The following is a 22,459-nucleotide window of genomic DNA, read 5'->3' on the forward strand; positions in this document are numbered from 1 at the left end:
GCAGGTTCCCCGTCAGGTTTGATGAAGTGATTGTCGTCGCGATGTTCATGTGCTTCCGCGCTTAACGATCTCTAATGCGACGGTCTCGCTGGACGATCCGTCTGTTGCTCCGTTCAAGCGGGCAAGCAGCTTTTCCCCAGCGCGTCTGCCAATCAGGCGACAATTTATCCGAATGGTTGTTAGGCCCGGAGGGATCTCGGCAGCCAGATCGCTATCACCAAATCCCGCAATTGCGATGTCGCTTGGCATATTTAGTCCACGCCTGGAGGCTTCAAGGAGTGCGCCCGTCGCGATGAGATCATTGGCGCAGAAAACAGCGTCGATCTTCTCATAGTCATTAAGGAGCTGGTTGAGAGCCTGCTGTCCGTCTGAGAGACCGGAAACCGTATCCAAGCTCAACTCAGCCACCAGCTCGAGTCCCGAGCTGCGCGCACCGTCGCGGAATCCGCCCAGGCGCAGTTGCCCGCGACCTCCGCTCCGGCCAATAAACGCGACGCGGCGATATCTTTGCGCAGCAAAGTGTTGCGCAACCATTCGACCACCGTCGGTGTTGGAGAACCCAACCAGCATATCGATCGGATCGGGCGGGAAGGCCCATGTCTCGACAACGGGGACACCGAGCTCGCGCAGGAACGACCGGTTTTCTTCCAGCTCCACCACGCCGGTGAATAAAACAGCCGCCGGGCGCAGTGCCATGAGCGACTGGATCATCGATGTTTCCCTCGCGTAAGAATATGAGGTTTGCCCGATCATGAGCTGAAAGCCGTGGGGCTCCAGCACCTCGGCACAGCTTTGAACGGCTAGTCCGAACTGTTGGCTGACAATGTTCGAGACGAATGCCGCGACGATGTTCGAGCGTCCGGACCTCAGCGCTCGCGCATGGGGGTTGGATGCATAGCCCGTAGCTTCGACAGCTTGTTGGATTTTGAGGCGCTTTTCCTCCGAGACCCGACCGGGCTGACGCAGCGCCCGCGAGACGGTAATTGGCGCTACCCCAGCGATACGTGCCACTTCTTCGATGCGTACGGATCTTCGTTCGCTCCCGCTTTCGGGAATGATTGACTTTCCGATCCGTTTCACTTGATCGAAGGTTGGTGGCACAGATCCTCCGCCTAGGCGCCCCTTCATCACAAAGCCTGGTTCATAACCGCACGATCGTCAATTGGGCGTGCGACTTGGATCAGACTGTCGCCTGCTTCACTATCTGCAGGGAGCCTACGTGCGATGACAATCCCAGACTCGTGGAATCGAAGGGTCTCTTCCGGCGCGTCAATCCGACCGAGATCGTGGTACCATCCCGCAACGTCACCTCTCTCTACTCGAGTCCCAAGAGCGACAGCGGGTTCGAACCAACCCCGACGAGTGGCGAAAATCGACTGCTTATGGCTGTCTAGAGCAAGCAGCTGCATGGGTGTATTGTCAACGTTCGGCGTACCGAGCACCGGGTCGTCGATTACGCCCAGCGCCAATAGTACATTGTCGATCGCCCGGCTTGTCGCGGCCATAGTCGCAGGGGTTACTGTTCCGCCGCCGCCAAACTCGCCGCTGAGCCCGATAGCACCAGACCTTGCGGCAGCGGCCATGGATGTAGGAGCGGTTGCGCCGTTCTCGGCAACAAAGCCGTGACCGAGGCCTGTGGCCCTCATAAGGTCCAAAGCCCGCGCGAACTTGTCCGGCGGCCCTTGCCGCTCAATGAGGGCACAAGGCAGATGGGCCATTGTTGTCCCTCCGGAGTGAAGGTCGAAAATCACGTCATGGCGGGGGAACAGTTCCCGCTCAAGGAAGTAGGCAATACGGAAGGTAGGCGATCCAGCGAGGTCTCCCGGAAATGCTCTGTTGAGATTGCCGTTGTCAAGAGGTGAACGCCGTCGCGCGGCCATCACTGCAGGCGCATTAGCGAGCGGCAGAATTGTGATCTCACCCTTGATCATGTCCGGATCGAGACGACGGATGAGACGCATCAGCGAGAGCTCACCTTCATACTCGTCGCCATGGTTGCCAGCCATCAGCAAAACGCGTGGGCCGGTCCCTCGCTTGATCCGCACCATCGGCACCTTGACCTGAAAGTATGGTGAGCGATCGACAGAGAAGGGAATGCTGAGAAAGTCTACTGACTTTCCCTCAGCGGTGAAATCAAGCGAGTGGTATACGCCCGTATGCATGGAATATCCTTGAAAGGCGCGGCGGTAATGAATTACCGCCGCTGAAAACCGAAGCCGAGGATGCTTACATGTGCGGAAGCGTTTGCGCTTCCTTGAAATGTTTGAGCTGGAGTTCGCTCAACTTTCCGCTCAGCCGATTGTAAAACAGGAAAGTATTGATCCAGTTCAACAGGTTCTGCTCTCCTTGGCTGACTCCGATGTGAGCAGGGGACTGGCGGATCAGGTATTTTAATTCAACTTCCTTGCCGGCATTGTCCTCAGCGACCTTCAAGGCAATCGCACTGTTTTCGGCGAATGTCTCCGCCTGACCAGACAAGTATGCGGCTATGGCCGAAGGTGTATCTTCAAAGCGCACGATCCTCGCATCCTTGGCATTATCCGTCAGCCAGACGTCGAGGGTGCTACCCTTGGCAACAGCAATCGAGCGTCCCTTCAGATCGGCTGGATTCTTGGTGACGGGCAGGCTCTTCGGACCGAAGACGCCCAAATTCACCGCCGCGTAAGGCTGGGAGAACATCACCTGTTGAGCACGCTCCGGAGTAGCACCCATTGCGGCAACGAGCACATCAACTTTGTCGGCAAGAATGCTTGGGATACGGCTGGCACCCGTCAACGGTACGATTTCGAGCTTGACACCCATGTCGGACGCCAGGAGCTTGGCGAGATCAACATCCAAACCCGTGGCTTCGCCCTTGGCATCCTTGTATCCCCATGGTGCAGCGTCCAGGAGCAGACCAACCCTCAGCGTTCCTGCACTGAGAATGTCCTGAAGCTTGTCGGCCTTGGCCAATGTGGGAACCGCGATGAGAACGGATGCTGCCGCAGCAGCAATCAAATTGCGTAACTTCTTCATAGGTGATCCTCTCCTACTGCTTACCTCGTCGTAGACTGCCCCTCTGGCACGCTACTTGATCGAGCTGATGAAACTCTTGAGCTCCGGCGTTTGTGGGTTCGCGAACAGTTCGGAGGGCGTACCCTGCTCCCACACTCTGCCTTCATGCATGAACACAATCTTGGAGGCGACATCGCGCGCGAACCCCATCTCGTGCGTTACGAGAACCATCGTCATACCCTGCCGCGCCATGTCTTCCATGACCTTGAGTACTTCGCCAACGAGTTCCGGATCGAGCGCCGATGTTACTTCGTCAAAGAGCATCAGGTGTGGCGCCATAGCCAGGCAGCGGGCGATGGCCACGCGCTGCTGCTGGCCACCGGAGAGCTGCTCCGGATATGCGTCGATCTTCTCCGCTAAGCCAACCCGCTCGAGAACATCGATCGCCAGCTGACGGGCTTCCTGCTTATTGCTCTTGCCAGTGAGAACTGGAGCCAAGGTGATGTTTTTTTCGACCGTGAGATGCGGGAATAGATTGAAGGCTTGGAACACGATTCCAACGCGCTGGCGAAGCTGCCGCAGATCCTGCATATCCGTTCGGACAGCTTTGCCCTCCACCCGAATTTCTCCACCGTCGACCTGCTCAAGTGCGTTGATGCACCGAAGCAGTGTGCTCTTGCCGGATCCGCTCCGCCCGATAATAGTGACAATCTCGCCTTCATTGATGTCGAGAGAGACGCCCTTCAGAACTTCATTCGCGCCAAAGCTCTTGCGCACATCACGGATTTCAACGAGCGCCATTGAGACGAGCCTCCAAGGAACGGGACCAGATGGTGAGTGGAAAACACATTGCAAAGTAGATCGCCGCGACGACTGAATAGACCAGCAAGGGCTGGAACGTCGCCGCGCTTGCCAACTGCCCTGCCCGAGCAAGCTCAACGAACCCAACAACGGATGCCAACGAAGTCCCCTTGATAAGTTGGACCAAGAACCCGATCGTAGCGGGAAGTGCGATGCGTAGCGCCTGTGGAGCAATCACGTAGCGAAACTGCTGCCACCGCGTAATGCCCAGACTAGACGCGGCTTCCCATTGAGCTTGCTTCACCGCTTGGATCCCACCGCGCCAGATCTCACCGAGGAATGCGCTGCTGTAGGCGGCAAACGCTATTCCGACTGCGACAATGGCAGGAACCTGGATGCCCAGGAACACAGGTACGCCGAAATAGAAGAACATCAGGAGTCCTAGAAGAGGGATGCCTTGAACCAACTGAAGATATGCAGCTGCAATCCATCGCAGTGGTGCGATCTTGCTGATCCTCATGAGAGCGAGGGCGAGGGCCAAAGGTGCCCCGAGTGCAATAGCCAATGTGACGAGAACAATCGTCCATTGGAGGGCAGCAAAGAGCGAGAACAGATCGGACGTAGTAAAGATGCGCATGTCTGCTCCTTATCAGCGCCGCACTGGCCAACGGAACGCTAGACGGCCAATGACCGCGAACGCACCCTTGAACGCCATAGTAAGTGCGAAGTAGATCGCGCAGACGACTGCATAGACCTCAAAGCTGCGATAGGTACGGCTTTCGACAAAACTGCCCGTATGAAACAGCTCTTCGGCTGAAATTTGGGATGCTATGGACGTTCCAAGCAGCAGGAGCACAAACTGACTTGTGAATGATGGATAAATATTGCGCAGTGCAGGTGCGAGCACGATATGCCGGAATACCTCCCACCGGGACAGTCCAAGGCTCGCCCCCGCCTCGATCTGGCTGCGTGGAATGGTGTCGAGACCGGAACGGATGATCTCGATCGCATACGCCCCAAAGTAGATGCTCAATGCGACGCTTGCGGCCTCAAATGGGGGCAGCTTCAGACCGAATGTCGGCAGGACGAAGAAGATCAAAAAGATCTGGATCAGTGCGGGAGTGTTCCGGATAATTTCGATGTAGCTTCGAATGAACCACCGCACGGGCTGCGGGCCACTACGACCGAGAATTGCTCCCGAGAGTCCGATGAGAGTGCCGGCAACGGCCGCGATCCCCGTCAGGGTAACCGTGAGAATGACACCCTCGATGAACTGATCCTGATAACGCCAGAGCTGCTGGAAGTTCAGATTCATGATCCGCCTACCCGAAATAAGTCTGAAAGGCGGAGCAGACCCGCCCATCCTCATCCAACCCGTAGAAAACGCGCCAGCGGTCAAGGCACGTGCAGGGATGGGAAATTCCGAACTCTACAACGTCTCCGACGGCAAGGTCGGCCCCGGACGGGAGCCTAAGAAAGGCATGCTGATCATTCAGCTTGCTAACCCGCAGGGGATTCGCGGAGCCGTCGACAGGAAGCAGGCGACCATTCCGGTAGATGTTGAGCGGAATGGGAAGGTGTTGATCGGAAGAGACGTCCCGCATGCCCATGCCGCAGATAGCGAGTTGCGGTTCCGGGCGCGAAAGCACCTCGGCCCACAGCCGCAGCGCCGGGGCAAAGGCAACAACTGCGGAACGGATCTCACCATCGATCACGAACCCCTTGCGGTCATCCACCGCGCGGAGCGCACGCTCATAGACACCATGATCGTGAAAGAAGATGGCGCCACTGCGCAGAACGAATGTCGCGTTTCCGTCGGCCGCCACGATCGGCTGCAAAGCCGTGACTACCAAGTCGAAAAAAGCGGATCCTCCTGCACTCAGCACCAGGGGAGCGGCAGGAGCCTGCTCACGCACCAAGTGGAATGTCTGTGCGGCGAGTTCGGATAGCTCCTCGATTGCATTCTGGGTTGCCACCGGATCAGCACTGGCCACTGCACCTTCGTAGGCTGCCACCCCAGCAAAGCGCACACGGTCGGGCGCCGACGCGATGCTTTGGATCACGTCCCTCGCCGAGTTAATATTCCTTGCACCTGCGCGACCGCGTCCGACCTCAATAATGACCGGGATGGGCCGACCGGCGTATTGGCCCGCGACTGCAAGAGCACTGACGGCCTGAGGCGAGTCCGCGAAGACCCGCACGTCGGCATCCGGATATTGCTTGAGCAGTTCACCCAGCCGCCTCCCACTCGCATCACCGCCGATCTGGTTCGCGAGCAGGAGCCGCTGGCACCCAGCTTTCAGGAGAACGGCAGTTTGCTGAAGGTTGGCAGTTGTCGCACCCCAAGCGCCCTGCTCAAGCAGCAGCTTGACGATATCGGGAGACATTGGCGTCTTAGCATGCGGCGCAAGGGCCGCACCATGGCTCCTCGCAAAGGCAAACATCTGTCTGCAATTCTCGCGAAAGGCAGCTTCGTCCAAAGTCAGGACAGGCAATGGCATTGAATTATCGGCCGGCCGCCAAGCTTGAGACGCGATGGTGTCGAGGGAAACCGATCCTGTTCCAGGGGGTATTCCGCGTATCGTTTCGTCGATTGGAGATCTTAGGCCCGCCATGTCGCATCCCTCAAATGACAACGTTACCATAATGGCATCTGGGGCAAAGACAACGTTGTCATCGGCGCAAATCTTAGTCGTCTTTAGTCTAATAAGGGTGCAACAGCACAATTATAGCGCATAGTTTCGCCGGCGAGCTCACAACGGGTACGAATGAAGGTGCAGCGGCGGAAACCAAGATTAGGGCACACCGTTTCCTATATCATTGGCAACTCCTGAGGCGTTTCTCCGAGCGGCTCGCCTCAAAGCTGCTGGAGCAGCCACAAGAACCGATCTCCAGTAATGGCATCCCGATGGCAAGGCCTTAGCCGACGCTAGCAATTAGTTCCGCTTGGCACATATCGATGATATTATATATCGAAGCCATGCACTATGACTGCGATGGGGATCACCAGATTAGGATAATAGAAGCAGTCCTCATATCCGTCAGCGCTTCCTGACCGTACCGAGTTCTATCGATTTGAGTGCGCGCTGCTGGCTATTGAACTTCTGTTCTGGGTCACGCACTGACGATCCCCTACTCGCCAGGAACGTCCGCTGTTCCCTCCTTACGCGGACATTCGATCTACCGATCTACTTCCCCCTCGTGCCAGCAGCGGACCTTTGATCATCACAGCCAAAACCGCTTGTCCGGGAGCCTATATCGCTTCCACCCCGAGGCTTCGGGTAGGGTAACGGAGGGTTGGATCGAAAGGGTTGAGCTGCCGGGCGATCACTTCCGCTTCGCTTCGGATCAGATCGACCACCAGCGGCAGCCTATCCCCCTCTAGGCGCTCCGACAAAGTGCCTATGCTCAGGGCCGCAACAGCCCGCCCCTCCGAGTCAAGGATCGGCACTCCCACGCCGGCCATGCCGGGGATCAGGCCCGTGTTGAGGCTGCAGAAGCCCGTCTTGCGGACGTTCTGGATTTGCATCCGCAACCCGATCTCATCGAAGCCGCCCCGGTCGAGCAGGCGGGGAACGTTGAAGCGGATCACGGCTTCGCGCTCCTCCTCCGGCAGGAACGACAGGATAGCGAGACTGCCCTGACCGATGCCGAGAGGCACCTTGCCACCGATATCACCCGTGAAGGTCCTGATCGGGAACGGGCCCTCCACGCGATCCAGGCAGACTGCATCGAACCCGTTCCGCACCAGAAGGAAGATGCTGTCGCTCAATGTGGAGGATAGGCGCAGAAGCGCTGGCTTGGCCGCGCTGCGCAATCCGCCCGACTGCGCTGCTCGTGCGGCCAGGACGAAGAAGTCGAGGGCCAGCCGGTATTTGCGGCTCGAATCCACCTGCTCGACGAAGCCCTCGGCCATGAGAACCTTCAGGGCTCGATGAGCGCTGGGTTGGGTGATCCCGCCGGCTGATGCGATGTCAGTCAGGCGCATCCCATGGGCATCCCCAGCCCCGAGAACCTTCAGGAGCGCCAAGGCCCGCCGCGTTCCAGATACACCATCTTCCGACATATAGAATATCTTTCGCCAATTTGACGCTTATATTTCAAATACCAGAACATATGTCAAAAAACTTTCACATACCGAAACATTGACATTGACTTGGGTTAGGGCCTCGCTCGTGATGCTGATCCGGGCGTCGTGCGCATTCGGGCTTATGGCTGAATGCTTTGCCAAAGGATCGGAGACCAGAATGGCATTCCTGACACTCGAAGGAGTTTCCAAGGAATTCGGCACGTTCACGGCCGTTCGCGATGTCAGCCTAACGATCGACAAAGGCGAATTCGTTTCGCTTCTCGGCCCGTCGGGCTGCGGGAAGACAACGACCCTGCAGATGATCGCCGGTCTCGTCGAACCCACTGAGGGCCGGATCTCCCTCGACGGGCGCGATATCACTCGCGAGAAGCCCAACCGCCGCGGCCTCGGCGTCGTCTTTCAGAGCTATGCCCTATTCCCTCACATGACGGTGGCGCAGAACGTCGCGTTCGGGCTCGAGATGCGACGCGTTCCGCAGGCCGAGCGGACCGATCGCGTGCGGGAGGCGCTCATGCTGGTGCAGCTCTCCTCCTTTGCCGACCGTTACCCCCGCCAGCTCTCGGGTGGTCAGAGGCAGCGTGTGGCTATCGCTCGCGCCCTCGTTATCGCGCCGCCCGTCCTCCTGTTGGACGAGCCCCTCTCCAACCTCGACGCCAAGCTGCGGGAGGAGATGCAGTTCGAGTTGCGCCGGATCCAGCGCAAGGTCGGCACGACGACCATCATGGTCACCCACGACCAAGCCGAAGCGCTCTCCATCAGCGACCGCGTGGTCGTCATGGAAGCTGGAAGAATGACGCAGGTGGATGCACCCTACCGGCTGTACGAGCAGCCCTCAAACGCCTTCATCTCATCCTTCGTCGGCAAGACCAATCTTCTCGCCGGTACCTGGCGCCGCAACGGCGCATCGAGCGCCGTGGACATCGGGGGCGTCCTGCTGGAGGCGTCCGCACCGGAGATTGCCGCCGGGACCCCTGTCACGCTGTCGATCCGCCCCGAGAAGGTCCTTGTGCGCGATGCCGGTGCAGGCCGCCTGGAAGGACATGTCGTCAGCCGCTTCTTTCTGGGAAGCCAATGGCTTTTCACAATTGAAACCCCGCTCGGGACCATGACGGTCTCCACACCCAACCAAGGCGGCGAGCCGCCTGCGGAAGGTTCTCGGGTGGGCCTCGACTGGTCCCCCGCCGACCTGCGCGTCATCGCCGGCACCGCAGCAGCAGCGTGAGGTGGTGAGATGATCGCACGCTCCTCCACCCTGTCGGCCCCATGGCTCCTAGCAGGCCCTGGAGCTCTGTTCTTCTTTGGACTGGTGCTTCTGCCGCTGGCGCTGACGGTCATCCTGTCGTTTCACGCCTATGATCATTCCACCGGCATCCAGAACACCTTCACCCTGTCTCACTATGTCACCGTCGTCACCGATGGATACTACCTCGAGATCTTCTGGAGAACGTTGCGGATCGCGGCGCTGACCACGCTCATTTGTGCTGCAATCGGAGTTCCGGAAGCCTACATCCTGTCGCGCATGCGCGATCCATGGCGCTCGGTTTTCCTTCTCGTCATCATTGGTCCGTTGCTCGTCTCCGTTGTGGTCCGCACCTTTGGCTGGAGCATGCTGCTTGGCTCGCAGGGTCTCGTGAACCAAGCCCTCCAGCTTCTCGGATTCCCGTCGGTCAGGATCCTCTATACCGAGACCGCCATCGTCATCGCGCTCGTCCACGTCATGCTGCCGTTCATGGTGATTCCGGTGTGGACGGCGTTACAGAAGCTCGATCCCATGGTTGAGGCTGCAGCTTGGACGCTCGGCGCCTCCCACTTCACGGCCCTCCGCCGCGTGGTCATGCCTCAGGTAACGCTTGGCATGCTCTCCGGCAGCCTCATTGTCTTCGGGCTCTCGGCCAGTGCTTTCGCCGTCCCGGCTCTGCTGGGTGGCCGTCGTCTCAAAATGGCGGCGACGCTGGTCTATGACGAATACCTGCACGAGCTCAACTGGCCCCTCGGTGCTACGATCGCGATCATCGTGCTTGTCGCAAACCTTTGCATCATGCTGGCCTACAACCGCATGGTCGAGGCCCGCGCTCGCCGGACCCTTGGGTGACACCATGCAGAAAAACGGTCCGGTCGCTCTCATCTTTCACGTTCTCGTCCTGACGTTCGTTTTGGCGCCTCTCGTCATCATTTGCCTCGTCGCGTTTACTCCCGAGAATACCTTGAGCCTGCCAACGACTGGTTTATCCCTGCGCTGGTTCAAGGCCGTCTTTGAGCATCCAGATTTCATGGCGTCCTTCTGGAACAGCATCTGGCTGGCAACGCTCTCCGCGACCTTGGCTGTTGCATTCGCCGTACCTGCCGCGCTTGCTATCAGCCGCTATACGTTCCCAGGCAGGGACTTTCTCAACGCCCTGTTTCTGTCGCCGCTGATCATTCCTCATCTGGTTCTCGGAGTGGCCTTTCTGCGACTGTTCGCGCTTCTTGGCGCCACGGGCAGCTTTGCCTGGCTGGTAGCAACACACATCATTGTCGTGACACCCTATGTGCTCCGTCTCGTGCTTGCTGCCCTATCTGGGCTCGACCGCAGCGCCGAGCAGGCTGCGCGGACGCTCGGTGCCGGGGAATGGACTGCGTTTCGCCGCATCACAGCTCCCATGATCCTGCCCGGCATCACGGGCGGCTGGCTGCTTGCCTTTATCAACAGCTTCGACGAACTGACGATGTCGATCTTCGTCACCTCGCCCGCAACCGTCACGCTGCCGGTCCGCATGTACATGTATGCGACAGAATCCATCGATCCGATGATGGCGGCCGTTTCAGCTCTGATGATTGCCATCACAGCCGCCGCCATGCTGGTGCTGGACCGCACGTTCGGGCTTGACCGAATTCTCGTCGGGCAGCGCTGAGGAAATGGATATGGCTCTTCTCAAGCGCCTTGCCCGACACGAGCTTCCCCTTGTTTCCTTCACGCTGAACGGTGAGACCTGCTCAGGGCGTGCAGGCGATACGGTCTTGACTGCTATTCTCACCCAGTCCGACCGGCTGCGTCTCAGCGACTTCTCAGGGAACCCCAGGGCCGGCTTCTGTCAGATGGGCGCATGCCAGGACTGCTGGGTCCTCACAAGCGACGGTGGGCGCATCCGCGCCTGCAGCACGGTTCTCGAACCGGGGATGAACCTTCGAACCATAACGGAGCCGAGATCGTGAGCGACGCCATTCGACCACTGATCGTCGGTGCCGGCCCTGCCGGCATCCGTGCCGCCCAGGTCCTCGTGAACTTAGGCATCAGACCTGTCGTCATCGATGAAGCGCCATCGGGCGGCGGGCAGATCTATCGCCAGAGGCTCGTGCCTGACGAGCGCTCCGCGAAAGATCTCTACGGATCGGAGGCCGCAAAGGCCACCAACCTGCACGAAACCTTCGCGGGGATCCGCGACAGGATCGATTATCTTCCCGAAACCCTGGTGTGGAACCTCCGCGACAAGGCGGCGGATGCGGTGACGGGGCATCGCACACGCCGCATCGCATTCAGCCATCTGATCCTGGCCACCGGTGCAACCGACCGCGTCCTCCCCTTCCCCGGCTGGACCCTTCCGGGCGTCTTCACCCTCGGCGGCTCCCAGGTCGCCCTGAAGTCGCAGGGCTGCGCCATCGGCGAGGAGGTTGTGTTTCTTGGCTCCGGTCCGCTTCTCTATCTCGTTGCGTGGCAATATGTGAAAGCCGGAGCCAGCGTTGTGGCCGTTCTCGATACGGCACCATTCTCGGCCAAGCTTCAACTCATTCGCGGGCTGTTCGCACAACCTTCCGTCGTGTTCCGCGGTTTCCGCTATGCCGCCGAACTCATGGCGCGCGGCGTTGCCGTTCGTTTCGGGGTTCAGCCGCTTCGGATCGACGGCACGGCAAGAGTCGAGGGAGTTGTCTGGCGCGAGCGCGGCAAGGAGCATCGCCTCGCCTGCGACGCGGTGGGTTATGGGTTCTCCTTGCGGTCCGAAACGCAGCTCGCGGACCTTGCGGGATGCCGCTTCATCTTCGATGAGCGGGACCGGGCATGGCGGCCTGAACGCGACGGTGCAGGACGCACCAGCATGCCCGGCGTCTATATCGCGGGTGACGGCGCCGGCATTGCCGGCGCAGATGCCGCCGAACTCTCCGGCGAACGTGCAGGCCTCGCGCTCCTCGAGGATGCAGGCATGTCGGTCTATCATGCGCGGATCGGTGTGCTGGAGCGCAAGCTCGCCTGTATCAGTAAGTTTCGTGACGTTCTCGAATCCGCATTCCCGTTTCCGGCGGTCTGGGCCAACGGTATTGCCGATGACGTGACCCTGTGCCGGTGCGAGGAGATCGCCGTCGGCGATGTGCGCGCTGCCGTGCGCGATCAGGGTGTTTTCGAACTTAACCGCCTCAAAGCCTTGACGCGGGTCGGGATGGGCCGGTGCCAGGGACGGATGTGCGAAAGCGCAGCGGTCGAAGTGCTGGCCGCCGCCTGCGATCGATCGCCCGACGCGGTCGGACGGTTGCGCGCGCAGCCGCCCATCAAGCCCATTCCGCTGGAGGTTGCGGCCGAGGGAGAAGCCGCATGAGCCGCACCCTTCACAGGGATGTCGCCGTCATCGGTGGCGGGCTCGTCGGCAGCTCCGCGGCCCTTGCCCTGCGACGCATGGGTTTCTCCGTCGTGCTTCTCGATAAGGGCTTCTGCGGCGCGCAGGCCAGCGGCGTGAACTACGGCGGTGTGCGTCGTCAGGGTCGTCCGCCGGAACAGATTGCTCTGTCTCAACGGGCCCACGCCATCTGGCCACGCCTGAAGGACCTCATCGGCATCGATGGCGAATTCGTGCGCTCAGGCCACCTGAAGCTCGCGAGAACCGGGGCGGAGATGGCATCGCTCGAAGCCTATGCGGCCCGTGTCGCGGATCTAGGGCTCGACCTGGAGCTGATCGGTGGAAACCGGCTGCGGGAACGTTTTCCCTGGATCGCGGGAGACGTCATGGGCGCGTCTCTGTGTGCAGGCGATGGACATGCCAATCCACGCCTCGTCTCCGCGGCGTTTGCCCATGCGGCGCGGCACGCCGGCGTGGATATTCTCGAACACACCCCTGTTTCCCATGTCGAGAAGGCGCTCGACGGCTTTCATCTGTCGGCAAGCTCGAACACCGACATCAAGGCGCGCTTCGTGATCAACAGCGCCGGCGCCTGGGCCGGTCCCTTCGCGGAAGCGTTCGGCGAGCCCGTGCCGCTCTATGCGATCTATCCGAGCATGATCGTCACCGAGCCCCTCGACGTCTTCATGACCGTGAATATCGGGGCCGAAGGCGGGGGCATCTATGCGCGTCAGGTCGAGCGCGGCAACTGCATCGTCGGCGGCATGCGCGGCGAGCCGCTTGCAGAGCCCGACTTCTCCCGCCCCACAGGCTCAGGCGCCGTGACTATCATGAACCGCGCCGCAGCCCTGTTCCCGGCTCTGCGCCATGCCTATGCCATCCGTTTCTGGAGCGGTACGGAAGGCGAGATGGCGGACCGGAATCCGGTGATCGGCTTCAGCCGGACTACACCGAACCTCATTCACGCCTTCGGCTTCTCGGGAGCCGGATTCCAGATCGCGCCAGGAGTTGGCGAAGTCCTGGCCGAACTCGTCCGTGACGGTGAAAGCCGCACGCCGATTCAAGCTTTCGCCATCGATCGATTTGCCCGCACGACCCAAGGTTCCCGGGCGGATAACGGACCTGAACCAAAATCGAGGGAAACAGCACAATGAAAACGACGACGCTTTTGCAAGCTACGGCCTTTACCGCGCTCGCCATCGCTGCCTCCGGCGCAGTCCAGGCGCAGACGAAGACGCTCTATGTCGGCATGAACGGCGGCAATTTCGAGAAGACCTTCACGCAGCATGTCTTCCCGGACTTCGAGAAGGCGAACGACGTGAAGGTTGTCGTTGTGCCGGGTACGTCATCCGACATTCTGGCCAAGGCCACCGCGGCCAAGTCCAATCCCCAGATGCATGTGATGTTTCTCGACGACGGCGTTATGATCCGCGCCATCGGCGCAGGTCTGTGCGAGAAGATCAAAGACACGCCAGCTCTAGCCAATCTTGCTCCCGGCGCTCGGCTGAAGGATGACATGGCGATCGGCATCGACCTCGGCATGACCGGTCTCGCCTACAACAAGAAGATGTTTGAGGAGAAGGGCTGGGCTCCCCCGACGTCGTGGATGGATCTCGCCGACCCGAAGTACAAGGGGAAAGTCGTGTTCCAATCCGCTGCCGCCTCGTCCTTCGGACTGCATGCCTTTCTTATGTTCAACCGTATCCAAGGCGGCAATGAGAAGAACGTCGAGCCGGGCTTCTCCAAGTTCAAGGACACCATCGGCCCGAACGTGCTCGAATACATTCCGAGTTCGGCCAAGATCTCCGAAATGGTGCAGACGGGCGAAGCCGCAATCTTCCCGTTGACCCCCACCGCCGTGTCAGCTCATCAGGAGAAGAACATTCCGGTGGAATACGCGCAGCCTAAGGAAGGCTCCGTTGTGCTGATGGTGACCGAGTGCGTCATCGCTAATAACAGTGAACCCGAACTGGCTCAGAAGCTTGCCGCCTATCTCCTCTCACCGGAGGCTCAGAGTAAAGCGCTCCAACACGGCAACATCGTTCCATCTAATGTGAACGCGAAGGCCCCCACACCCGAAGCAGAAGCCAAGCTAAAGAAGTTCCACGAGTACATGAAGACTGCCGTCACGCTTGATTGGGATACGATCAACGAGAAGCGGCCGGAATGGAACAGCCGCTGGAACAAGACGATCGAGCGCTGATAATTTCAAGAAACAAGGCGGATGCTCGGGGCATCCGCCTTGTCCGAATGCCATACTGCCTGAACCGCGGCAGAAGCCTCGGCTGACACAGTGGCTAGCGCTCCTGTCCGTCTCCGATCCGACTGATTGACTTGGACGTCTCCAGGCTGAAGGAAAGGCCTCTGCACTCGTTCGGATAGTCCGCTAGGGGTCAGGCACGGTAGTTCCCTTGCCCTTCAGGAACGTCCGGAATTCGCTGCCAGAGCTGACACTCAGATTACTTCAGAGAAGTGCCACGATCAGACTTCTGACATTGCATCAGCTCGGAGGAACGCAAAGCCGTCAGCGCAGCACCGCCGAAAGTGCGGACAGCGTATTGACCCAGCGGATCGCGTGCTCGACGCTTTCAGGCGCGAAGGCTACCGTCACGACATCCAGCCGCGTCGCAGAGGGAATGATCGATGCAAGGTCGCAGAGCGCGGGCGTGTTAAGCTCAACCTCTAACCTATACGGTCCTTCGATAGTGAAAGGCGGGATCGAGGGTGCATGCCGGACGGCTGCCTCGCTCTCGCGGCGAATGAGGTCGCGCGCCCGCTCCGGTGATAAACTGCGTGCGGCACGCTGGCTTATGGCTTGTTTCACCGCCGCATATCGCGCGTCAGGAAAAAGTGGCTGCGTCTCGGATTTCAGGCGATCATCGCCGCTGAGCATGATGACCGGAATACCAAGGCTACCGGCATAAGCGCCATACAGCCCGGCCTCTCCGAGTTCCGCATCATTTAACCGAATGCGGCCGAAGGCAAAGCCATTCGTCGTATGGGCCAGAACACCTGCATCCCGTGCCCTGGCGTGGTATCCAAGGCAGATCACGCCTGCATGATCGGGAGTCAGCCCCTCGAACATGTTGAGCGGTTTCGGCTTGCCGGAGATCAGCTCCGCCCGTGGATCGAGCTCGTCGGGCAGCAGGTTGCGCATGTCGCCATGGGCATCGTTGACCAGAACCTCGCTGGCACCACCCGCGAAGGCGCCTTCGATAGCGGCGTTCACCTCCTGGGTCATGAGCCGGCGGGCCCGTTCGTGTTCGCCGTTGCCCATCGTTCCCTGCTGAGGGTTCACGACGCCGGCCACGCCCTCGATATCCGCCGAGATATAGATCTTCATGGGATCATCCGTTCCTGTTCTCTAGCGCGCCTCAGACTTGACTCAACTTGGGATCCAGTGCGTCGCGCAGCCCGTCACCAAGAAGGTTGAAGGCGAGAACCGTGACGAAGATGGCCAATCCCGGAAAGAACGTCAGATGATCGGCGACGCCGATGAAGCTTCGCCCGGCCGACAGCATAGCTCCCCATTCCGGAGTCGGAGGTTGTGCACCAAGGCCAATGAAACTCAGGCTCGCAGCTGTCAGGATCGAGGTGCCAAAGCGCATCGAGAAGTACACGATCACGCTTGGCAGGGCTCCGGGCAGAATGTGGCGAACCATGAGGATGATGTTGCGCACACCGATCGCTCGCGCGGCATCCACATAGACGGCTCGCTTGAGCGCCAGGGTCGAGCCCCGCACCAGCCTGGCGAAGACCGGAATGCTGAAGACGGCCACCGCCCAGATCACGTTCTCGACGCCTGGCCCGAGGATCGCCACGATGCCGATGGCGAGAAGGATGCCCGGAAAAGCGAGAAGAACATCGCAAATCCGCATGATGATTCGATCAATCCAGCCTTCATAGAAACCGCTGAGCAGTCCCATCACGATGCCGACGATGCCGCCCACCGTGACAGCCAGGAAGCCGACCATGAGTGAGATTCCCGCTCCGTGAATGATGCGGCTGAGGATGTCGCGGCCGTAATCGTCCGTTCCGGCCCAATGCAGCCACGACGGCCCCTCAAGAATATGTTCGTAATCCGGAGTTGCGGGATCGTAGGGCGCGATCCAAGGGGCCAAGAGAGCAACGACAACGAGAAGCAACAGAAAGACGCCCGAGGCGACGGCCAGCCTCTGTCGCCGGAATTTGCGCCAGAATTCGGACCAGGGCGTGCGGATCCTCTCGGCAGCAGGCTTAGAGGTGGAGGACAGGACGACGCTGGTCATCTATAGCGGATCTCCGGATTCACCAGCGCGTAAAGAACGTCGACGATGAGATTGATAAGGATGAACTCAAGGGAGAACAATAGGATTTCAGCCTGAATGACCGGGTAGTCACGGTACGAAACCGAGTCCACGAGAAGACGGCCAAGCCCCGGCCAGGCGAAAACGGTTTCCACCACGATCGAGCCGCCGAGAAGGAAGCCAAACTGGAGCCCGACCATTGTGATGATAGGAATCAAGGCGTTGCGCAGCACATGCTTCCATACGACGAACCGCTCGAAGGCTCCCTTGGCCCGCGCCGTCCGGATGTAGTCCTCCCGAGCGATCTCGATGAAGGAAGACCGCGTGAAGCGGGCCATCACAGCGGCAACGCCTACGCCCAGGGTGATGGATGGGAGCACAAAATGCGCGAGCGTTCCGTAGCCGCTGGTCGGGAACCAGCCGAGCCGCACGGAAAACCAGTCGATCAAGAGCAGGCCGAGCCAGAAGGACGGCAGGGAGATTCCTGATACGGCAACCAGCATGCCGCCATGATCCTGCCAGCGCCCCCGCCTGACGGCGGACGACACGCCGATGACAAGGCCGAACAGCGTGGCCCAAGCCATGCTGATGAGCGTAAGCCAGAAGGTCGGGAAGAAGCGCTCGCCGATCTCCTCTGAGACCGCGCGGCGCGTCTTCAGCGAAATGCCGAAATCCCCGTGCAGGATGTTCGACACATAGGTGACGTACTGCTCCCATAGGGGCCGGTCGAGCCCGAGTGCCGCGCGGACAGCAGCAATGTCCCGGTCGGTCGCGTCCTGGCCCGCGACAAGACGGGCCGGATCACCCGGCAAAAGATGCACGAACGCAAAGACGAGCACTGAGACTAGCAAAAGGACCGGCAGGATGCCGAGCAATCGGTTGATGAGATATCTGAACATGGCTCTTTGCGGAGGGCGCCCCGGAGCCTAAAGGGCTCCGGGGCTATTCTTCATCAGTTGAGGTCTGCTTCTTCGAGCAGGATGCCGCGGTCGGGAAGATAATAGGCGCCCGACAGGGACTTGGACTTGGCGGCCAGGAGACGCTCTACTCCGAGATAGATCCACGGAGCATTCTTCCATGCGGCTTCTTGGGCCTTCTTGTAGGCCTCGGCCCGCTTCTCGTTGTCAGCCGTCGCGATACCGGCTTTGATCCCGGCGTCAGCCTCGGGATTGCTGAAATAGGCGACGTTGAACATCTTAGGCGGGAAGCTCTCGCCGAACAGGAGCGGACGAAGCTGCCAGTCGGTATCGCCGGTCGAGGCGGACCAGCCGCCGTAATAGAGCTGAACGGTCGTGTCTTCCGGCTTCGACACGCTCCAGATCTTCTGCGCAGCGACACCAGCTTCGAGCGGCGTAACCTTCAGCTTCACATTCACTTGCGCCAGCTGCTGCTGCAGGAACTGCATCGCGCGGATCGAAGTCGTGCTGTTTCCGGCGAAGATCTCCGTCTCGAAGCCGTCGGGATACCCGGCCTCCTTCAGAAGCTCCTTCGCCTTGGCGACATCGTACGGCCACTCGCCCTGCTTGACATAGAACGGCAGGCCAGGAGGCACGACCGAGTCCATCGGATCCATGTTGCCGTTATAGACGATCTTGGCATAGGCCCGCTTGTCGACGGCGTAGTTCAGCGCCTGACGCACCCGGAGGTCGTTGAAAGGCTTCTTCATGTTGTTCATCGCTACGTACCAAGTGACGATGGACGGCTTGCTGATGATATCGAGCTTTGGGCTCTTCTCGGCGACGGACATCATCTCCGGCGGCAGCGGATAGATGAACTGCGCCTCTCCCGCCTGTAGCATGGCAAGCCGCGAGCCGTTCTCCGGAACGCTCCGGAGGGTAACGCTGTCGACCTTCGGCAGCCCCTGCTTCCAGTAGTTCTCGTTCTTGGCGACCTTCAGGGTATCGGCCTGCCAGCTCACGAACTTGTAGGGACCTGTTCCGACAGGATTGCGGTTCACTTCCTTACCGTATTTCTCGATCGCGGCCGGGCTGTGTATCATCGCGCCCGGATGCGCGAGATTATTGATCATGGCGCCGAAGGGCTCCTTCAGCGTGAGCTTGACGGTCGAGTCGTCGACCACCGTAAATTGGGAGACCATGTTCACAAGGCTCGCGCGGCTCAAGCGGTTCTCGGGATTGGCGAGGCGCTCGAAATTGATCTTCACAGCCTGGGCGTTGAATGGCGTGCCGTCATGGAACTTCACGTTCTTGCGCAGGCGAATGGTGAATTCAGTTGCGTCGGGATTGGCCTCGTAGCTCTCGGCGAGAACCGGCACGAGCTTCATGTCCTTGTCGAAGCCGAAAAGGCCCTGAAGGATCAGGCGCGACGCGGATTGCGACAGCGTATCGTTGACGTTGTGGGGATCAAGCCCGGTCAGGTTATCCGGAACGCCGACCACCAGATCCTTGGCCGCCAATGCCGGTGTCGATACCGACAACAGCAGCGCTCCCGCTACGACGAGTTTCGTGAAGTTGAACATGCTTTCTCCTCTGGTCATCGCTCTTAATACGCACCGACCGTGTGCTTGGCGACGAAGTGGGTCGGTGAAACGGCGGCGAGCTTTGCGACGATCGGCTCGTCGCCGACGCGCCGGGTCGGGCTTGGAATCTCTCCGGCGATCAGCTCGCGATCCCGGCTGCGCAGTTTCGGATCGGCGATCGGAACAGCCGACAGCAGCCGCCGGGTGTAGGGATGCTGTGGGTTCTCGAAGATATCTTGGCGCGATCCGATCTCCACGATCTGCCCGAGATACATCACGGCGACCCGGTGGCTGATGCGCTCAACCACGGCCATGTCGTGCGAGATGAAAAGATAGGCGACGCCCAGCCGCTCCTGCAGGTCCATCAACAGGTTGATGACTTGGGCCCGAATGGAGACGTCGAGGGCCGCAACGGATTCATCCGCGATCACAAGCTTCGGGTCCGAGGCTAGGGCTCGTGCAATCGAGATGCGCTGGCGCTGCCCTCCCGAGAACTCGTGCGGGTAGCGCTCGGCATGCTCGGGCTGAAGTCCGACGAGGCGCAGGAGCTCGGCAACCCGCTCCCTTACGGCAGACCCAGATGCCAATCCATGGGTGACGAGTGGTTCGGCAATGCTGAAACCCACCGTCAGCCGCGGGTTCAGTGATGCATAGGGGTCTTGGAAAATATACTGGATCTTGCGACGGAGACCCCGGCGCTCAGCGGCGGACAGCGCTGCGATGTCGCGACCTTCGAACCGGATTGTGCCGCTCGTCGGCTCGATGAGCTGCATCAGCGTGCGGCCCGTCGTGGATTTGCCGCAGCCCGATTCCCCAACAAGGGACAGTGTCTCGCCGGGTAGGATGTCGAAGCTGACCCGTTCCACCGCATGAACCCGCGCGACGACCCGGCTGAAGATCCCTTTCTGGATATCGAACCGCGTGGCGAGATCACGCACGCTCAGAAGCGGCTCGGCTGCCGGCTTCACCGTATCCTGCGGCACCTCGGAAGCTTCGCCTTCCTTGCTGAGATCGACAAGCGGGAAGCGCGCCGGCAGGTTGCGCCCTTTCATCGCGCCGAGCCTGGGAACGGCACTCAGAAGCGATTTCGTATAGGGATGCTGCGGAGAAGCGAAGATCTCCTCGGTTGTCCCCTCTTCGACCTTGCTCCCCCTATACATGACGACCACGCGATCGGCGATCTCGGCCACAACGCCCATGTCGTGGGTAATGAACATCATTGCCATGCCCATCTCTTCCTGCAGCTGCTGCATCAGCTGCAGGATCTGGGCCTGAATCGTCACATCCAGGGCGGTGGTCGGCTCGTCGGCGATGAGAAGGCCGGGCCGGCAGGAGAGCGCCATTGCGATCATCACGCGCTGGCGCATGCCGCCCGACAGCTGGTGCGGATGGGCATCGAGAAGCCGCTTGGCCTCCGGAATCCGCACCTTCTCCAGAAGCCGGAGCGTCTCCGCGCGCGCGGCAGCACGATCCATGTCCTGATGGAGGAGGATTGCCTCGCTGATCTGGTCGCCGATGGTGAAGACCGGGTTGAGCGATGTCATCGGCTCCTGGAAGATCATGGCGATCTCGTCGCCGCGTATCGGCCGGAGATCCGAGGACGGACCCTGTACGAGATCGCGGACCGAACCGTCGCGGGTGCGATAGAGCATGTTGCCCCGGGCAATCCGGCCGCCGCCGTATTCGAGCAGGCGCATGATGCTCAGTGCCGTGACCGACTTGCCGGATCCCGATTCACCAACCACTGCAAGGGTTTCTCGTGGCCTGATGTCGAAGCTGACGCCATCGACCACGGTCGCGGCGCCGCGTTCCGTAGGGAACTCCACCACCAGATCGCGAACCGACAGCAATGCGTCACTGGCCGTCATGCTTCTGAATGCCTCAGTTCGAAATCAACCCTGCAACCCGAGAGCCTTCGGATTCCCGTTACAATGTTCCCGCACAATTCCAGTCGCCTCGCGGCACAGCCCGTTAGCAAACGGCGGCTGCTCTAGGAACGTCATGTTCGCGACACTACATGCCACCTCTTTCGAGAGGCAAATTCCGAAAATGGCATTCCCTATGCATCATTTGCATTATTGGGATTGAAGCGACATAGGCGCGAACCAGAGGAACGCCGCGAGCGATCATCCCTCGTTTCCAAAAGCCTCGGTCGGACAGTCATGAGTCATGGCGCTTCGGGAGAGACCGAAGGAGAGCGACAACCGGCTGGACATGCCCTACCTCGATCCCGTTCCAATTCTTCAGGACAGGCTGGGCCAGCGCCTCAACCTGAATACGCTCCCCATCGCTCAATGACAGAAGGTGCAGGATAAGGGTCGCCATGACGGTGGCAGACGCTCTCGGCGTGCCATCATCGATCTTCAGCGCGATACCGTAACCAAGCTCCGGCAAGGTGGCGCAATAGACGCCCTCCGCGCCGGATTTCACGAAAGCGCGCTCTCGAAGGCACTCCATCAGCTTCGTATCGAAGCGGTCGGTCCCGGCGACCATGAAGGGATGCTTCGCAACCGCACACCGGATCCGGCCTGCAGCAATCCTGCGTTCGCCAGACAGCCCGTTTCCGGTGCCGAACCGTGCGAAGCCAAGAGCCAGAGCCGAGAGCGGGATGGCGTAGGTCGGGATCGAGCACCCGTCGGTGCCTCTTTCGGCCTCCGTATGAGGAGCGCCGGTCAGATCCTCCAGGACGCGCCTGACTGTTTCTTGAACATGGTGCTGCGCCGTCACATAGCCTTTCGGATCTTCGTCCAATCCGCAGGAAAGACAGATAAATCCCGAATGCTTGCCGGAGCAGTTGTTATGAAGCGCACTCGGTTGCCCGCCAGTTGCCGCTAGAGCCCGGTTGGCTGCCTCACCGCTGGGCCAGTGCGCTCCGCATTCGAGGCAGGATGCGTCCCGCCCTGCCTTGGCGAGGATGGAGGCGGCCGTCGCCGCATGCTTCTCCTCGCCGGAATGGGACGCACAGGTTAGGGCGATCTCCTCGTCCGACAGTCCAAAGCGGTCCGAAATCCCACTCTCCACGAGCGGTAAAGCCTGGATCGCCTTGACGGCGGAGCGCGGATAGACTCGGCGTTCGACATCACCCAAAGCTAGGACCGGCGCGCCATCGGCATCGACGATCGCCACGCTGCCGCGGTGGCGCGACTCGATCAGACTCCCGCGCGTCACCTCAACGAGGAATGGATTGATCATAGAATATTCCCCCACCCTGTCTGCCGTCGAAATT

At 60.2% G+C, this 22,459-nt stretch carries 21 protein-coding genes; 7 read left to right on the forward strand and 14 right to left on the reverse strand.

The window, feature by feature from the left end:
- Positions 1–45 precede the first annotated feature (45 nt).
- From JQC81_RS15780 to JQC81_RS15815, 8 genes are all read right to left on the reverse strand, one after another.
- Positions 46–1,101 (reverse strand): LacI family DNA-binding transcriptional regulator, encoded by a 1,056-nt coding sequence (locus JQC81_RS15780; protein ID WP_312887529.1) that lies wholly within the window; start codon positions 1,099–1,101, stop codon positions 46–48.
- A gap of 26 nt (positions 1,102–1,127) precedes the next feature.
- Positions 1,128–2,162 (reverse strand): succinylglutamate desuccinylase/aspartoacylase family protein, encoded by a 1,035-nt coding sequence (locus JQC81_RS15785; RefSeq protein ID WP_203272758.1) that lies wholly within the window; start codon positions 2,160–2,162, stop codon positions 1,128–1,130.
- A gap of 64 nt (positions 2,163–2,226) precedes the next feature.
- On the reverse strand, positions 2,227–3,015 hold the full coding sequence (locus tag JQC81_RS15790) for a transporter substrate-binding domain-containing protein (protein ID WP_203272759.1): 789 nt from the start codon (positions 3,013–3,015) through the stop codon (positions 2,227–2,229).
- Between the two features lie 51 nt (positions 3,016–3,066).
- The gene (locus JQC81_RS15795; RefSeq protein WP_203272760.1) at positions 3,067–3,795 is read right to left on the reverse strand and encodes an amino acid ABC transporter ATP-binding protein; all 729 of its coding nucleotides are present in this window, start codon (positions 3,793–3,795) and stop codon (positions 3,067–3,069) included.
- Positions 3,782–4,432 (reverse strand): amino acid ABC transporter permease, encoded by a 651-nt coding sequence (locus JQC81_RS15800; RefSeq protein ID WP_203272761.1) that lies wholly within the window; start codon positions 4,430–4,432, stop codon positions 3,782–3,784. The genes JQC81_RS15795 and JQC81_RS15800 overlap by 14 nt, the downstream gene beginning before the upstream one ends.
- Before the next feature lie 12 nt (positions 4,433–4,444).
- Positions 4,445–5,110, reverse strand: a complete 666-nt coding sequence (locus tag JQC81_RS15805) for an amino acid ABC transporter permease (protein WP_246520453.1) — start codon at positions 5,108–5,110, stop codon at positions 4,445–4,447.
- 7 nt (positions 5,111–5,117) lie between these two features.
- On the reverse strand, positions 5,118–6,410 hold the full coding sequence (locus JQC81_RS15810; protein WP_203272793.1) for an alanine racemase: 1,293 nt from the start codon (positions 6,408–6,410) through the stop codon (positions 5,118–5,120).
- Between the two features lie 638 nt (positions 6,411–7,048).
- Entirely contained in the window at positions 7,049–7,861 is an 813-nt protein-coding gene (locus JQC81_RS15815) for an IclR family transcriptional regulator (protein WP_203272762.1), read from the reverse strand.
- Positions 7,862–8,042: 181 nt separating this feature from the next.
- Here JQC81_RS15815 and JQC81_RS15820 point away from each other — a divergent pair, with 181 nt between their 5' ends.
- Genes JQC81_RS15820 through JQC81_RS15850 form a run of 7 tightly spaced genes read left to right on the forward strand, consistent with a single transcriptional unit; the run spans position 8,043 to position 14,671 of the window.
- Positions 8,043–9,107: an ABC transporter ATP-binding protein gene (locus JQC81_RS15820; protein ID WP_203272763.1), complete on the forward strand. Its 1,065-nt coding sequence runs from the start codon at positions 8,043–8,045 to the stop codon at positions 9,105–9,107.
- 9 nt (positions 9,108–9,116) lie between these two features.
- Positions 9,117–9,977, forward strand: a complete 861-nt coding sequence (locus tag JQC81_RS15825; RefSeq protein ID WP_203272764.1) for an ABC transporter permease — start codon at positions 9,117–9,119, stop codon at positions 9,975–9,977.
- Positions 9,978–9,981: 4 nt separating this feature from the next.
- Positions 9,982–10,776: an ABC transporter permease gene (locus tag JQC81_RS15830; protein WP_203272765.1), complete on the forward strand. Its 795-nt coding sequence runs from the start codon at positions 9,982–9,984 to the stop codon at positions 10,774–10,776.
- A 10-nt stretch (positions 10,777–10,786) separates the two neighbouring features.
- The gene (locus JQC81_RS15835; protein WP_203272766.1) at positions 10,787–11,077 is read left to right on the forward strand and encodes a (2Fe-2S)-binding protein; all 291 of its coding nucleotides are present in this window, start codon (positions 10,787–10,789) and stop codon (positions 11,075–11,077) included.
- Entirely contained in the window at positions 11,074–12,450 is a 1,377-nt protein-coding gene (locus JQC81_RS15840) for an FAD-dependent oxidoreductase (RefSeq protein WP_203272767.1), read from the forward strand. Before JQC81_RS15835 ends, JQC81_RS15840 begins: the two co-directional genes overlap by 4 nt.
- Positions 12,447–13,622, forward strand: coding sequence for an NAD(P)/FAD-dependent oxidoreductase (locus tag JQC81_RS15845; protein ID WP_203272768.1), 1,176 nt, complete (start codon positions 12,447–12,449; stop codon positions 13,620–13,622). The genes JQC81_RS15840 and JQC81_RS15845 overlap by 4 nt, the downstream gene beginning before the upstream one ends.
- Positions 13,619–14,671 (forward strand): ABC transporter substrate-binding protein, encoded by a 1,053-nt coding sequence (locus tag JQC81_RS15850; RefSeq protein ID WP_203272769.1) that lies wholly within the window; start codon positions 13,619–13,621, stop codon positions 14,669–14,671. The genes JQC81_RS15845 and JQC81_RS15850 overlap by 4 nt, the downstream gene beginning before the upstream one ends.
- A 321-nt stretch (positions 14,672–14,992) precedes the next feature.
- On the opposite strand, the gene JQC81_RS15855 is transcribed toward JQC81_RS15850, so the two are convergent.
- The 6 genes from JQC81_RS15855 to JQC81_RS15880 all read right to left on the reverse strand — a co-directional run bounded on the left by JQC81_RS15855 (position 14,993) and on the right by JQC81_RS15880 (position 22,425).
- Positions 14,993–15,811 carry a M55 family metallopeptidase gene (locus JQC81_RS15855; protein WP_203272770.1) on the reverse strand — a complete coding sequence of 273 codons (819 nt, stop codon included), beginning with the start codon at positions 15,809–15,811 and terminating at the stop codon, positions 14,993–14,995.
- Between the two features lie 31 nt (positions 15,812–15,842).
- The gene (locus tag JQC81_RS15860) at positions 15,843–16,736 is read right to left on the reverse strand and encodes an ABC transporter permease subunit (protein ID WP_203272771.1); all 894 of its coding nucleotides are present in this window, start codon (positions 16,734–16,736) and stop codon (positions 15,843–15,845) included.
- Positions 16,733–17,653 (reverse strand): glutathione ABC transporter permease GsiC, encoded by a 921-nt coding sequence (gene gsiC, locus JQC81_RS15865; RefSeq protein ID WP_203272772.1) that lies wholly within the window; start codon positions 17,651–17,653, stop codon positions 16,733–16,735. The genes JQC81_RS15860 and gsiC overlap by 4 nt, the downstream gene beginning before the upstream one ends.
- A gap of 53 nt (positions 17,654–17,706) precedes the next feature.
- The gene (locus tag JQC81_RS15870) at positions 17,707–19,233 is read right to left on the reverse strand and encodes a glutathione ABC transporter substrate-binding protein (RefSeq protein ID WP_203272773.1); all 1,527 of its coding nucleotides are present in this window, start codon (positions 19,231–19,233) and stop codon (positions 17,707–17,709) included.
- Positions 19,234–19,256: 23 nt separating this feature from the next.
- Positions 19,257–21,101, reverse strand: a complete 1,845-nt coding sequence (locus JQC81_RS15875; protein ID WP_203272774.1) for an ABC transporter ATP-binding protein — start codon at positions 21,099–21,101, stop codon at positions 19,257–19,259.
- A 292-nt stretch (positions 21,102–21,393) separates the two neighbouring features.
- A complete protein-coding gene (locus JQC81_RS15880; protein WP_203272775.1) occupies positions 21,394–22,425 on the reverse strand; it encodes an asparaginase in 1,032 nt (343 codons plus the stop codon).
- Between the last annotated feature and the right edge of the window lie 34 nt (positions 22,426–22,459).

Origin of the sequence: Microvirga arabica (assembly GCF_016811235.1) — a bacterium.
In the GTDB taxonomy this organism is placed as follows: domain Bacteria; phylum Pseudomonadota; class Alphaproteobacteria; order Rhizobiales; family Beijerinckiaceae; genus Microvirga; species Microvirga arabica.